The sequence below is a fragment of the Microbispora sp. H10830 genome, assembly GCF_014161375.1.
Lineage (GTDB): Bacteria > Actinomycetota > Actinomycetes > Streptosporangiales > Streptosporangiaceae > Microbispora > Microbispora catharanthi.
Map to the genome: position 1 here is coordinate 416,422 of NZ_JABBWX010000005.1, position 13,881 is coordinate 430,302.

At 73.4% G+C, this 13,881-nt stretch carries 7 protein-coding genes; 2 read left to right on the top strand and 5 right to left on the bottom strand.

The genetic code is table 11. The features are described from left to right. Positions 1-13: 13 nt before the first annotated feature. Genes HHX35_RS16685 through HHX35_RS16705 form a run of 5 tightly spaced genes read right to left on the bottom strand, consistent with a single transcriptional unit; the run spans position 14 to position 9,837 of the window. The gene (locus tag HHX35_RS16685; RefSeq protein WP_182899692.1) at positions 14-2,989 is read right to left on the bottom strand and encodes an NHLP bacteriocin export ABC transporter permease/ATPase subunit; all 2,976 of its coding nucleotides are present in this window, start codon (positions 2,987-2,989) and stop codon (positions 14-16) included. Continuing rightward, positions 2,986-5,238, bottom strand: coding sequence for an NHLP family bacteriocin export ABC transporter peptidase/permease/ATPase subunit (locus tag HHX35_RS16690; protein ID WP_182899693.1), 2,253 nt, complete (start codon positions 5,236-5,238; stop codon positions 2,986-2,988). Before HHX35_RS16690 ends, HHX35_RS16685 begins: the two co-directional genes overlap by 4 nt. 11 nt (positions 5,239-5,249) lie before the next feature. After that, the gene (locus tag HHX35_RS16695; RefSeq protein WP_182899694.1) at positions 5,250-6,062 is read right to left on the bottom strand and encodes a DUF2118 domain-containing protein; all 813 of its coding nucleotides are present in this window, start codon (positions 6,060-6,062) and stop codon (positions 5,250-5,252) included. Next, a complete protein-coding gene (locus HHX35_RS16700; protein WP_182899695.1) occupies positions 6,059-7,561 on the bottom strand; it encodes a SagB family peptide dehydrogenase in 1,503 nt (500 codons plus the stop codon). The genes HHX35_RS16695 and HHX35_RS16700 overlap by 4 nt, the downstream gene beginning before the upstream one ends. A gap of 17 nt (positions 7,562-7,578) precedes the next feature. Continuing rightward, positions 7,579-9,837, bottom strand: coding sequence for a TOMM precursor leader peptide-binding protein (locus HHX35_RS16705; protein WP_182899696.1), 2,259 nt, complete (start codon positions 9,835-9,837; stop codon positions 7,579-7,581). 433 nt (positions 9,838-10,270) lie between these two features. Here HHX35_RS16705 and HHX35_RS16710 point away from each other — a divergent pair, with 433 nt between their 5' ends. Further along, positions 10,271-13,129, top strand: coding sequence for an AAA family ATPase (locus tag HHX35_RS16710; RefSeq protein ID WP_182899697.1), 2,859 nt, complete (start codon positions 10,271-10,273; stop codon positions 13,127-13,129). 74 nt (positions 13,130-13,203) lie between these two features. Then, positions 13,204-13,875: a FadR/GntR family transcriptional regulator gene (locus HHX35_RS16715; RefSeq protein WP_182899698.1), complete on the top strand. Its 672-nt coding sequence runs from the start codon at positions 13,204-13,206 to the stop codon at positions 13,873-13,875. Positions 13,876-13,881: the final 6 nt, after the last annotated feature.

The window sequence follows — 13,881 nt, forward strand, 5'->3', positions numbered from 1 at the left end:
CACGTCCCGGGCCTCAGATCTGCCGTCGCGACAGCCGGGCGAACAGCCCGTCGGCATCCTCAAGCAGCTCGTGGTACTTGCCCTGCTGGACGATGCGCCCGCGGTCGAGCACCACGATCTTGTCGGCGTCCCTGATCGTCGAGAGCCGGTGCGCGATCACGATCCGGGTGGCGTTGAGCTGGCGGGTGCTCTCCGTGACGATTTTCTGGGTGGGGTTGTCCAGCGCGCTGGTCGCCTCGTCGAACAGCACGATGCGGGGGTGCGAGACGAGGGCGCGTGCGATCATGATGCGCTGCCGCTGCCCGCCCGACAGCGTGTTGGTGCCCTCAGACAGCACCGTGTGCATGCCCATCGGCATGTTCGCGATGTCGTCGGCGATCCCCGCCATGCCGGCGGCGTCCCACGCGTCGTCGACCGTGTGGTCGGTGCTGCCGATGATGTTGGCCTTGATGTCGCCGGCGAGCAGCGCGCTGTTCTGCAGGACCACCCCGCACTGGCGGCGCACCGCACCGATGTCCAGCTCGCCCAGGTCCTGGCCGTCGTGCAGGACCGTCCCCGAGGTCGGCGACTCGAAGCCCAGCAGCAGCCGCAGGATCGTCGACTTGCCGCTGCCGGTCGGGCCGACGACCGCGACGAACTCGCCGGGCTCGACCGACAGGTCCACCCCGTCCAGAACGAGCGGCCCGTCCTCGCCGTACCGGAACGACACCCGCGACAGCTCGATCCGGCCCGACAGCTCGCCCGGGTCGGCCTTGCCGGCGTGATCCTCCGGCTCGGCCGCCAGGATCGGCCGCAGCCGCTCCAGCATGGGCACCACGCTCATCGCGGTGATCGCCGCGCCGGTGAACTGCAGCACCGAGGCCAGCAGCAGGTTGAACGCGGCGAAGAACGCCAGGAACGCGGGGACGGTCACGTCTCCGAGCATCGGCCCGGCCACCACGGCGAAGACGATGACCGACGCGACCAGCGGGAAGCCGGCGTTGAAGGTCGTGACGAGGTTCTGCACCCGGCGGGCGGACACGCCGATGCCGCGCGCCTTGAGGAACTCAGACGACCAGACCCCGAAGGCCCGGTCCTCGGCCGCCGCCACCCGCAGCTTCGGCACGGCCGTCAGAAGCTGGAAGACCCGCGACGACAGCCGCTGCTGGTGGGTGTAGATCCGGCGTTGCAGCCGCACCTCGAAGTAGCCGGCGACCGCGCACACGAGCACCCCGGCCAGCACGAGCGCCGTCGCGATCAGCGCCAGCCGCACGTCGTAGAGATAGACGAGCACGAGGTTGGCCAGGCCGGCGAACAGGCCGAGGGCCGCCGTCGTCATGACGCCGGACAGCGTCTCCTGCACCGCGCTGACGCCGAGGACCGTGGTGCCCAGCTCGGCCGTGGAGTAGTTGGTGAAGAACGTCGCCGGCAGCGACAGCAGCCGCATCCACGCGCCCGCCTGCAGGCGGGCCGACGACCTGCCCTCGATGCGCAGCGCGGCGAAGTTCTGCACCACCGACAGCGCGGCCGCCACGAGCGAGCCCGCGATCACCAGCAGCGCGCCCTGCACGATCATCTCGCGCTCGGCCCTGGCCACATATGTGCCGAGCACGAGGCCGGTCATGGCGGGCACCAGCAGGCCGATGCAGGCCACCAGCGTCCCGAGGCTGAGCAGGGTCCACAGGTCCTTGCGGTTCTTGGCCAGGCCGAACCGCAACAGCCCGCCCACCCCGGTGACGGTCGGCGGCAGCGGCTCGTACAGCACGTCGGCGTGCCGGGTCAGCGTGCCGGCCACCGCCGCGGTGACCGGGGTGACGCGCTCCTCCCCCGGCGCGGCCGCGACGTAGCGCGACCCGATGGGCAGCAGCGCCACCGGCGCCCCGTCGGAGGAGCGGTAGCCCACCATCGGCCCGATGTCCCGCCGCCACCAGTGGTCGTCCAGCCTGATCCGGCGGGTGCGCACGCCTGAGGCGAGCGCGATGGCCTGGAGCGGGTCGATCCGGCCGCCGTGCGCGCCTCCTGGCGGGGGCGCCGTCACCGAGAAGCCGGCGTGCGAGGCCACCAGGCGCGCGGCGGCCAGCGCGGGCGGGTCCCCTGCCACGTCGGCGAGGCGGACCCGCGCCTCGGTGTCGCGCACCAGCGTGTCGAACCCGCGGGCCGTGGTGCGCAGCACGTCCCCGCCCCGCTCAGCCCGGCTCGTCAGCGCCCTCAGCTCGGTCGAGTTCCGGCGTTCGATCCGCCGGTCGATCATGTAGAGGAAGCGGGTGGTGTGCTCGACCCACCGGTGCCACAGCTCGCCCGCGCCCAGCAGGTCGAGGGTCGACCGGGCGCGCAGCCGGGCCGGGCCGAGCGCCGCCAGCCAGTCCCGCTCGGTGACGCAGACCTCGGCGCCCGCGCTGAGCTGACCGGCGACGCCCTCCGGCATCTCGACCACGCCGTCCTCTACGGTGATCCACCGGACGCCGTCGACCGACCGGACGGCCTCGCCCTTGCGGACGACGGTGGGCTCGTGCGGCGACAGCGGGACGAAGTCGCGCGGGGGCAGCGTGTCGCGCATCGACGCGGCGAGCGCCACCACCCCGGCCTCCAGGCCCCGCACGAACTCGCGCACCGCCAGGCCGTACTCGCGGGTGGGCAGGGCGCGGACCGCCTTCCCCGACTCGGACGGCCCGTCGACGCGCCGGGCCGACAGGCCCTCCAGCCGGGCCAGCGGCAGGCGCGACACGCGGGTGCCGAGCACCGGCCGCCCGACGATGCTGTGCCTGGGCCCCCGGGGCGAGCCGAGCACCAGCGCGCCCTGCCGCACCCGGCACAGGTAGTTCCACCTGCCGACCGGCCTGCCGTTCTCCAGGCGTACGGCGAACAGGTCGACCGCGCCGCGCTCGACGAGCAGCACCTCGCGCAGGTCGGCCAGCACGAGCAGCCGGTCGGCCGAGTAGTCGATGGGCGTGGCCGCGTCGGTGAAGAACGGCGAGAACGCCGAGGACGGCGTCACGGTCGAGACGCTCATTGGTCCGCTCCCTCACCGCCCGGCTGGGCGTTCTCTATCAGCCGCGCGTAGTGCCCGCCGATGCGCACGAGGTCCTCGTGCGTGCCGCGCTCCACCACCTCGCCCTGGTACAGCACGAGGATCTCGTCGGCGTCCCGTACGGTCGACAGCCGGTGAGCGATGATCAGGCAGGCGCATCCCCGGCGGCGCAGGTTGTCGGCGATCACCCGCTCGGTCTCCGGGTCGAGCGCGCTGGTCGCCTCGTCGAGGACGAGCAGGGTCGGCTGCGTGGCCAGCGCCCTGGCCAGCTCCAGCCGCTGGCGCTGCCCGCCGCTGAAGTTGCGCCCGCCCTCGCGCACCCGGCTGTTGAGCCCGCCGGGGCGGGCGGAGATGACGTCGAAGATGGCCGCGTCGTGCAGCGCGGCGGTGACGACCTCGTCGGAGACGTCCTCGCTCCACAGCGTGAGGTTGTCGCGCACCGTGCCCTCGAACAGCGAGATGTCCTGGTCCACGTAAGCGACCGAGGCCGCCAGCTCGGTCCTGGAGATCTCCTCGCGGTCGCGCCCGTCGAGCAGCACCCGGCCCGACGCCGGCCGGTACAGCCCCGCCACGAGCCGGCCGATGGTCGACTTCCCGCTCCCCGAGCTCCCGACGATCGCCACCCGCCGGCCGGGCACCACCGAGAACGACACGTCCTTGATCACCGGCTTGGCCAGCGGGTTGTACCCGAACGTCACGTCCTCGAAGGTGATCGCCCCGTCGAGCCGGCTGCCGGCGGGCCTGTCCGGCCGGTCGAAGACGGGCGAGCGGGGGTGACGCTCCACGTCGTACAGCCGGGTGATGTCGGCCGAGATGTCCTGCAGGCGCCCGCCGAGGTTGGTGAGCTGGGTGACCGGCCGCGACAGCGCGCCGAGCAGGCTCTGGAAGGCCACCAGCAGGCCGACGCTGACCGCGCCGTCCACCACCCGCAGGCCGCCGACGAGCAGGATGAGGCCGCTGTTGACCCCGGCGAGCAGCGGAGGCACGACCGTGATGACCGCGCTGGGCACGCCCAGCCGCTGCCGGGCGGTCACGGCCTTGGCCAGGAAGCCCGCCCACCGCTGGAAGGCGCTGGGCTCGGCGCCGGTGGCCTTCACGGTCTCCACGAGCTGCAGGGTGTTGAAGGTGGCCGACGTGAGGTTGCCGAGATCGGCCCGCAGCGCGGCCACCGCGTCGGTCCTGGCTCTGGACACCTGCCGCAGCACCAGGATGTTGAGCAGCGCCATGCCCACGCCGATGAGGCCGAGCAGCAGGTCGTACCGGATCAGGACGACCGCGTAGAAGAGCACCAGCACGAGGTTGACGACGGTGATCGCCAGGTCCCTGGACAGGATCTCGGCGACCGTGTCGTTGGCCGACACCCGCCTGGCGACCTCGGCGGGCCTGCGTTGCAGGAAGAACTCCACCGGCAGGCGCAGTAGATGGCGGAAGAAACGGGCGGAGCTGACCAGCCCCAGCCGTATCTCCATCCGCAGCAGATAGTGCCGCTGGACCGAGGTCAGCACGAACATCGCCAGGGCGGTCATCGACATCGCCAGCAGCAGCGGCAGGATGAAGCCGGGGTCCCGGCCGGTGAGGATGTGGTCGATGAACACCCGGCTGAACGCCGGCGCGATGATCCCGGGCACGACCAGCAGCAGGCTGGCCAGCAGCACCAGCGGCAGCGCCCGGCCGGAGGGCATGCGGCGCGACAGCAGCGCCTCGGCCACCCGGGTGGGCCGGCCGCCGGGCCGGAACCCGGGCGCGGGCTCGAAGGTCAGCACGATGCCGGTGAAGCCCGAGTCGAATTCGTCCCAGTCGAGCAGGCGCGGGCCGCTCGCGGGGTCGTTGACCGCGACCACCGGCCTGCCGAAGCGGGTGCGGATGCCCTCGACGACCATGAAGTGCTGGAACGCCCAGAAGATGATCGCCGGTTTGACGATGTCGCGCAGGTCGTCCAGCTCCATCTGGAAGCCCTTGGCCTCCAGCCCGTACTTGCGGGCGGCGGCGATCACGCTGGACGCCTTCGCGCCGTCCCGGGACACCGCGCAGGCGGCCCGCAGCTCCTCAAGCGGCACGAACCTGCCGTAGTGGCCGAGGACCATGGCGAGGGCGGCGGCCCCGCACTCGACGGCCTCCATCTGGATGACGGTCGGCGTGCTCCCGCGCCGGCCGCCCCGTTTGCGGGGACCGCGCCTGCGCGGGGCGCGGGGCGGTGAGGCGTCGGCGCGGGGGGCCGTGACCTGGCTCATCCGTCTCCTTCTCAGCGTCCGAGGAGCAGGTTGAAGGGCGTCTGGCTGCTGAGCGTGACAGTGCCCGTCACCGTGACCTGCGACCGCAGCTTCATCGGGGGACCGGTCTCGGTCGTCCAGGAGTAGCCGGAGGTGGTCCCGGGGTCGGGGACGAGGTCGACGACCACCAGGCGGGGCGGCTCCGCGGTGACGTAGCCGCGGGCCGCGAGGTCCCCGCCGACCAGGCCGGCGACGCCCTCCGTCATCAGCGGGTAGGCGCTGATCGAGGTCACCCTGCCGCGCAGCAGCCCGAACACGCCGGGCGGGGCGTTGGAGACCGCGAGGTCGACCGTACGGCCGGGGGCGATGCCGAGCGCGTGGTCGCCCGGCACGAACAGCATCGCGACCAGGCGGTCGCGGGGGGCGTCTGTCCTCTCCATCGCGAGCAGCCCGTCGCCCTCGCGGACCATCGCGCCCTCGCTCGCCGAGACGGTGACGACCTCGCCGGCGAACGGGCTGCTCACGGTGCGCACGGTGCCGTCGCCCCGCAGGACCTCCGCCACCGCCTGCCCGCGCACCACCCGCCGGCCGGGACTCACCATCATGGTCCGCACGGTCCCGGTGTACGGGCTCTGCAGCTGGGCGGTGCCCGCCGGATGGGTCAGCAGCCCCTTGGCGGTGACGGTGACCGGCAGCCGGCCGACGAACGACCACACCCCCGCGGCGACGACCACGATGAGCACGACGAACGTGGCGATCCAGCCTCGCGGGGAGGCGAGCAGGGTCGGGGAGTCGAGCTCGTCGGGCTCCCGCATCCGTTGCAGGGCCTTCAACCGGAACTTCACGCCGGCACCTCCGGAGACCATCCCGGCGGCGGCCCCGCCGCACCGCCCCGTCTGCTGCCGAGCAGGAGCTCGCCCACGCTGCCCTCCGCGTTCGGGTCGAGCCCGCTGGCCGCGGCGAACTCCGCCGCGTCCCCGCCGCCGAGCCCGCAGACCGCCAGGCCCATGGCCGTGGCCACCAGGTAGAAGGTCTGGTACAGCACGCCCACGTGCTTGAGGATCAGGGAGTAGGCGATGGTCTCGTACTTCCACATCACCCGGCCGAAGCGGGCGGTCACGATCAGCAGGACCTGCGGGTCCTCGGTCATCATGGCCGCCGACCTCGCCCGGTCGAGCAGCGTCCGGGTCGCCGGGCCGGGATCGGCCACCCGCTCCAGCACGTGCTCGCCGGCGGCGTAGTGCCACAGCCCGGGCTCCAGCCCCTCGCAGGAGACGACGAGGGGGTAGACCTCCAGCTCGTGGACGGCGCCGCCGGACGGGTAAGGCCGGTCGGCCAGCTCCTGGCCGTCCTCCCCGGTGAACGTGCGCCGCTGGCGCAGCGTGCGGTACAGCAGCTCGCCCAGGCGGTCGAGGGTGATCGGGTCGGCGGCGTCGTGCTCGCGGATCGAGCGGCGGGCCTCCAGCACGTCGGTCAGGCTCGCCTCGGTCTTCGCGATCGCGTCCAGGTCCGGCGGCTCCAGGACGATCCGGGGGCCGGCGAAGGCGGGCGGCGCCACCGGCAGCGGATCCTGCACGCCCCGCAGGGGGTAGGTCCCGCCGTAGCGCCCGGTCGCGCGCGGCTCCCGGGTGCGGGTGTGCAGCCACAGGTCGGCGGGCGACCACTGGGCGAGCGGGGCGGCGCCGCGCTCGGGGTCCTCCCCCTCCGGCGTCGGCCGCACCAGCAGCCCGGCGTCGGCGAACAGGCCGAGTACCGCCGCCGTGGTCCCGGCCGCCAGGCCCGGGCAGGCGAGGCCGGCCGGGGTCGTCCAGTCCGCGAGCAGGCCGAGCAGCGGGGCGGCGGCCGGGGCGAGCTCGACCCCGAGAGGATTGCGGGGCGCGCGCACCACGAGCCTGCCGTCCTCCGGCGCCGCGACGGCGAACCTCGACAGGCGCACGCGGGCGTCCGCGGCGAGCGGCGCGGCCGGGCGCAGCGGGCCGCCGCCGTAGGGGCGCAGCACGGCCACCGGCTCGCCGCCGGACGGCACCACCTTCCCGCTGGACGGCACGACCTCCCCGCCGGACGGCACCAGGACGGCCCGCTCCAGCAACGCCCCGGCCGACAGCTTGCGCAGCAGCAGGTGCCAGCGCAACAGCCCGCCGTCGCCGTCGTGCTCGATGACGGTCCTGGCCAGCTCGTCCTCGCTCGCGCCGCCGGCGAGCGCGCGCAGCGCGGCGACCGTGCCCGGAGGCAGGCCCCGCAGCGCGGCGGGGCCGAACGGCGTGGCCAGGGTGACCGCCCCCGGCGTCTCCCCGGGTTCGGACAGGCCGGCGTCGCGGCGCAGCCGCACCTGAACGGTGTGCATGGGCTCCCCCTATCGGGTCAGAAGAAGACGCTGGTGGGGTTGAGCTCCTCCTCCAGAGCCGGTTCCGTCCGCCAGCCGAGGGCCACCGGGACGTCGTACAGGCGGCCCGGGCCCAGCCGGCGCCAGAAGTGCCGCATGCCGGGGACCAGCACCCGGGCGACGTTGAGCTCCAGATCCGGCCGCGTCTGATCGAGGACGATCACCTCCAGGCCGCAGGCGGCGGCCCGGGCGACGCAGGTCTCGACGTCGGCCGCGAGGTCGGCGCCCTCGGGCACCTGGTAGTCCGCGAGCGTGCGGGGGCGCTGCGCGGGGTCGGGCAGCACCCAGGGGTCGCTGTCGAGCGTGGTCTCCTTCCACCAGCGGAGCGTCGCGATGTCGTCGTCGTGGTAGATCGTCTCGCCGTTCTCGTCCCTGCGGCGTACGGACGGGAGGAACTGGTTGACCTCGGTCAGCGTCCGCAGCGCGGCGATGCGGGGATCGAGGTGGGCGCCGAAACCCACGATGATGTCCTGCACCGGGTGGTCGAGCCGGTGGGATACGCCGGCGAAGGCCGGGACGCCGAGGTCGGTGGTCAGGTCGAGCAGCCACAGGCTGCGGCCCATGTCGGCGTAGAACTCGCGCAACGTGTCGACGTACGGGTCCTTGAGCGAGTCGAGGTCGAAGGCGGGCCGCCGGGCCCGGTTGTACCACCACAGCGCGACCGCGTCCCGCTCCACGACCTCGCAGAACCCCTGGAGGATCGCCTCTTCGAGCGTGTTGCCGGAGGCGTTGCCGTTGGAGTCGCCGACGCAGTAGAAGTGGCGTTCCAGGTCGGGATGGCCGTACCAGGCGTAGCCGGCGGGGACCAGCCGCTCCTCGTCGGCGGTCAGCGACCAGGCCCGCGACCAGTCGAGCGGCAGGTCGGTGCGGAACCGCTCGGGCACCAGGTGCAGCCGGTGTGAGGGGTCGCTGTTCCAGGCGTCCCGGTTGTCGTACTGCTTGTCGGAGAACAGCAGCAGGTCACTCGGGTGGACCGCGAGACCCTCGTCGAGGTCGGCGTGGGCCGCCTTGAGCACCGGCTCCTCGCCGCGCCACACGCCCGAGTAGCGCTCGATCGCCTCGCACAGGGCGCTGACCTTGGCCTGGATCTCGGTCCGGCCCTTGCCGCCGCTCTGCCCGCGCAGGTTGCGGCGCAGCAGGTCCATGTTGTCGCCGAGCATGGCGAAGTTGTGACCTGCGGTGAAGCTGTAGGTCACGCCGTTGTCCTCGTCGGCCCACGGGCGCAGCCGGGTGACCGCGCCCAGGTAGGGGCTGATGTGCCGCTCCAGCCGGGCGTACGTCGCCGAGGGCAGCTCGACCCGGTAGCCGCCGTCGGTCGCGTGCCTGGCGGTCCGCGCGGCCAGCGCCACCTTCGGCTCGCGCTCGCGGATCAGCGAGGGGTCGCCGCACACCGGGCACTGCGGCAGCCGGATCAGCTGGTGCTCGGCGCTGGTGAGCGTGCGCAGGTCGACAGTGATCATTTTGCCCTGCAGGGTCGAGGGCAGGCCCGTGGCGGCCGTCCGCGCGAGCTCGGCCGCCAGCAGCCCGCCGACCGCGGCCGCGCCGCCCGGCAGGGCCTCGCGCACCGGATGGTAAGGCGCCAGCCCGTGCCCCCGCTTGCCCGCGAGGTAGCGCTCGACCTGCCGGTTGCCCGCGATCCGCTGGGACATGCAGGCCCAGCAGCCCGTGCTGCCTGGCTGGAACAGCGGTCCCAGCCAGGCCACGGTGCCGGCCGGCCTGACCAGCACCCAGGGCCGCCCGGCCGCCAGGCACTCGGCGTTGAGCTCCTCCAGGCCCGGGTCGAGGTAGTCGTCGACCACCGCCACGACCGGGCCGTCGCCGTCCGGATCCGTGCGCAGCCCGTGCTCGCGCAGCAGCGCCCCGACCGGGCCGGGGTCGACGCCCGCGCCCGCGAACAGCCGGAAGGACGTCTGCTCCAGGGCCGTGACGACGGCCGCGGGGTCGACGCCCTGCGCGTCCCAGAAGGCGAGCACCGGGTCGGTCAGGGGCGGCCGGCCCTCGACCAGGTGACCGGCGGCCTCGTAGCGCCGGATGGCGAGCACCGCCTGGGCCGGGGACAGTTCGCCGGCGAGGGCCTGGACGATGTCCATCACCGTGTGCCGGCCGTCGAGATAGGGAAGGACGCGGCCCGAGCCCGCGCCGCGTACGAGATAGTGCTGGCCTTCCGCCAGAAGGAAGACTTTCGCATCGTCGAGGACTTCGGTGGTGAAGTGCGCCTTTAGCCGTGGCCGTTCCATGCCCCCCGCCATTCACTGCGCGATTAGCCGATGAGCGGAGAATTCCATTGGATTCCGCAAAAAGTAAAGACGTATTTGTCGCCGCGCCGACGCATACGTACGCGCGGCGCGCACAAAGCAGGACCCGGCCCTGTGCGTACGGCGATGCGTACCGCGGGCGGCGCGGCGGAATACGTATGCGCACCGCCTCCCGGGGCTTGGGCCGCCGACCTGCCGCGATAATTCGGTCGCCCGCATCGCCGGCGCCGCAGGGGTTTCGGCGCGGACAGGCCGCCTCCCCTATCCGGCAGACAGGAAATCATGACAATAGGTTGCTTTCACGAGTCAGCAATATTGTGTTTACCCATCCCGATTTCAAGTATTGACAACCCGCTGGCCCTGTCCGGCATGATCCGTATGTCGAGAAAAATCAGTATGTGCTCCGGGGGTAGGGATGGCCTCAGGGCGCCCGGTACTACTGCACCGGGACAACGAGCTAGGGGTCGTCGACGAGGTACTGGCCGGGCTTGCCGAAGGGAGACCGGCCGTACTGGTGATTCAGGGCACGCGGGGGATCGGGAAGACCCGGCTGCTGCACGCGGCGCTGGCGCGCAGGCCGGGCGGTGTCGTGCTCAGCGCCCGGGGTCACGCCGACGAGAGCTCCTTCGCGTTCGGCATCGTCCGGCAGTTGTTCGACCCGATGATGAGCGGCTCGAAACGGGCCGACCCCGGCGCCCCCGCCGCCGTCCTCGAGGCGAACGTGCGCGCGCCCGCACTGGCTGCGGTGCCGTACGACGGGAACGCGCCCGTCGTGCCCGCCACGCTGCTCGACGACCTCTACCGGGCCACCCGCTCACTGACCGCGGGACAGCCGCTGATCATCGCGGTCGACGACCTCAACCACGCCGACCCGCAGTCGGCGCAGTGGTGCTCCTACATCGCCAGGCGGCTCGACGGCCTGCCCATCGCGATGATCCTGACCTGCGACGTGGAGGACCGCAGCGCCGGCGACGCGGTCTGGGACATCCTGGCGTTGCCGTACGCGCGGTCGCTGCGGCCCTCGGCGCTGTGCCGGAGATGCGCCGCCACGCTCATGGAGTCGGCGCTGGGCGCCCCGGTGGACGACGAGATCGTGACGGCCTGCCACCGCCTGACCAAGGGCAATCCGCTGCTCCTGCTGGAGACGGCGGGACGGCTGGCCGCCGCCGACGTCCTGCCGGACAGGTCCGAACTGCCCCACGTGATGCGGATCGGCGCGACGGCCCTGTCGGAGACCGTCCTCGAATGGCTCGGCGGCAGGTATCCGTCCCTCCTCGCCCTCCTGCAGAGCCTGGCCGTCATCGCGCCGTACGCCGGGCTGGAGACGGCGGCGATGCTGGCCGGGTACGGCGCGGTCGCGGCCGAGGAGGCGGGCCACGCGCTCGCCGGGGCGGGCCTGCTGGAGGGCAGCCCGCCGCAGCGGTTCACGCACGACCTCGTCCAGTCGACGATCCTCGCGCGGATGGACCCCCGCGCGCGCGACGAGTTGCACCGGCGGGCGGCCTCGCTGCTGCACCGCCTCGGCTCGCCGCCCAAGCGGTCGGCCCGGCACCTGCTGTCGGCGAGCCCCACCGGCGACCCGTGGGCCGTTTCCGTGCTGCGCGAGGCCGCGCGGGAGGCGGTCTCCGAGAACGCGTGGGAGGACGCGACCCGCTATCTCCACCGGGCGCTCGCCACGGCCAAGGACCAGGCCGTCCTGCAGGTGACGGCCGAGCTGGGCGCCGTCGAGGTGCACCTCGACATCCCCGCCTGTCTGCGGCACTTCCGCACCGTGACCGCCCTCGCCGGCGACACCGGCGAGCGGGCGGACTCCCTGGCGCCCTTCGCCACCGCTCTGCTCACGCTCAACTCCCCGGAAGCGGCCTCGGCCTTCTGCGACATCGCCCGGGGCTTCGACGACGATCCGACCGGCCGGCTCCCCGACCGCGAGGTGCTGCTGCGGCTCAGCGCGCAGGCGCTGCTGACCGGCCAGTCGTACGGCTCACGCGCGGCGATGCGGCAGCTCAATGCCGAGCCCGGCGCCGTCACGAGCGCGGGGGCGCGGGACTACCTCGCCACCGCCGCGTTGTCCGGCGCGGCCCGGGGCAGGCACCTCCACCGCACGCTGTCCCTGGCCCGGCGCTGTCTCGACGGGGGCGGGCCGATCCCGTCAACGCTGGTCATGGCGCTGCTGTGGGCGGGCCGGGTGGACGAGGCGGCGTACTGGTCGGAGCAGGCGGCCGCCGAGGCGCGGGCGCACGCCTCGATGACCGGGCAGGCCCTCGCCGTCACGCTGCTGTCGGACGTCGCCTACCGCAAGGGGGAGCTGCGCGCGTCGCTGGCGCACGCCCGCGAGGCCATCCACTTCGCGCGGGGGTCGCACGCCCCCGGGCTGCACGTCGCCGCCGTGTCCTGCGCGGCCCGCGTGCTCCTCGAGCGCGACGAACTCGACGCCGCCCACGCGCTGTTCGACGAGGTCGCCGCGCGCGAACCGGTGCACCCCCTCCTGCAGGGGACCCTGCTGGAGGCGCGGGGCCGGGTGTCGATCGCCCGGGGTGACGTCCGCGAGGGGCTGCGCGCCCTGCTGGAGGCCGGACGGCAGATGCTGTCGGCGGGGGTCGTCAACCCGGCGTGCGCCGGCTGGCGGGGCCAGGCGGCGCTGGCCTACCTGCGGCTCGGCCAGCACGGCACCGCCCACCGCCTGGCGGAGGAGGAGCTCGAGCTGGCCCGGGCCTGGGGCGCCCCGGACAGCCTCGGCCGCGCGCTGAGCATCGCGAGCACGACCGCCGAAGGCAGTCGAAGGCTCGACCTGCTCACCGAGGCGCTGACAGTGCTCGACGGGCCGGGCGGCGCCATGGAGCGCATCCGGGCGATGCTGCGCCTGGGCATCGCCCTGCAGGCCGCCGGGGAGTCGCGCCGCGCCCACGACACGCTCAACGAGGCATACGTGCTGGCCGACGGCTGCGGCGCCGTACGGCTCGCCGCGCTCGCCGAGCGCAACCTCGCAACGATCGGCGGCCGAGCCCGCGGCGGGCAGGCCGACGGCCCGTCGCCCCTGACGGCCGGGGAGATGCGGGTCACCGAACTGGTGCTGCGCGGCATGAGCAACCTCCAGGTCGCGACCGAGCTGTCCATCAGCAAACGGACCGTGGACACCCACCTCGCCCGCATCTACCGCAAGCTCGGCATCCACACCCGCGCCGAACTGGCCGAGATCATCAAGCGGCTCGGTGACCACCAGGCCGGGATCGGCCCCCTGCCCGGCCAGGAGGAATGGCGCGGCCAGGAGGAATAGGACCCGGCCGTACAATTCCCCGGAGGTGGGCTGAGCGCGGCCCCGGACGAAAGCACGCGGCAGGGGGACGGGGCGTGGCGGTCACCGACGCGGCGATCAGCAGGATCAAGGACATGATCCTTTCGGGTGAGCTGGGCCCGGGCGACCGGCTGCCCCGGGAGGCGGACCTGGCCGAGCGGCTGGGGCTGTCACGCAACTCGCTGCGGGAGGCCGTCCGCGCACTCGCCCTGATCAACGTGCTCGACGTGCGGCAGGGCGACGGCACCTACGTCACCAGCCTGGAGCCGGGCCTGCTGCTGGACGCCCTGTCGTTCGTGGTCGGCTTCCACCAGGACGACACGGTCCTGCAGTTCTTCGAGGTGCGGCGCATCCTCGAACCCGCGGCCACCGCGATGGCGGCGACCCGGATGACCGACGAGGACATCGCCGAACTGCGCGACATCCTGGACGCGTTCCCCGGGGAGCCGAGCACGGAGGATTTCGTCGCCAACGACCTGCGGTTCCACCAGCGGATCGCCGAGGGCGCCGGCAACCCCGTGCTCAGCTCGCTCATCGAGAGCATCTCCGGCCCGACCGCGCGGGCCCGCATCTGGCGCGGCCTCACCCAGGAGGGCGCGGCCGAGACGACGCGGGCGCAGCACGCCGCCATCTACGAGGCCATCGCGGGCCGCCGGCCGGAGATCGCGCAGGCCTGGGCCACCGTCCACATCGCGGGCGTCGAGGAGTGGCTGCGCCGCTCGCTGTGACGGCGC

Excerpts from the sequence above, each read along its gene's own strand:
- HHX35_RS16685 (WP_182899692.1), bottom strand. The coding sequence starts at position 2,989 with ATGAGCGTCTCGACCGTGACGCCGTCCTCGGCGTTCTCGCCGTTCTTC.
- HHX35_RS16690 (WP_182899693.1), bottom strand. The coding sequence starts at position 5,238 with ATGAGCCAGGTCACGGCCCCCCGCGCCGACGCCTCACCGCCCCGCGCC.
- HHX35_RS16700 (WP_182899695.1), bottom strand. The coding sequence starts at position 7,561 with ATGCACACCGTTCAGGTGCGGCTGCGCCGCGACGCCGGCCTGTCCGAA.
- HHX35_RS16705 (WP_182899696.1), bottom strand. The coding sequence starts at position 9,837 with ATGGAACGGCCACGGCTAAAGGCGCACTTCACCACCGAAGTCCTCGAC.
- HHX35_RS16710 (WP_182899697.1), top strand. The coding sequence starts at position 10,271 with ATGGCCTCAGGGCGCCCGGTACTACTGCACCGGGACAACGAGCTAGGG.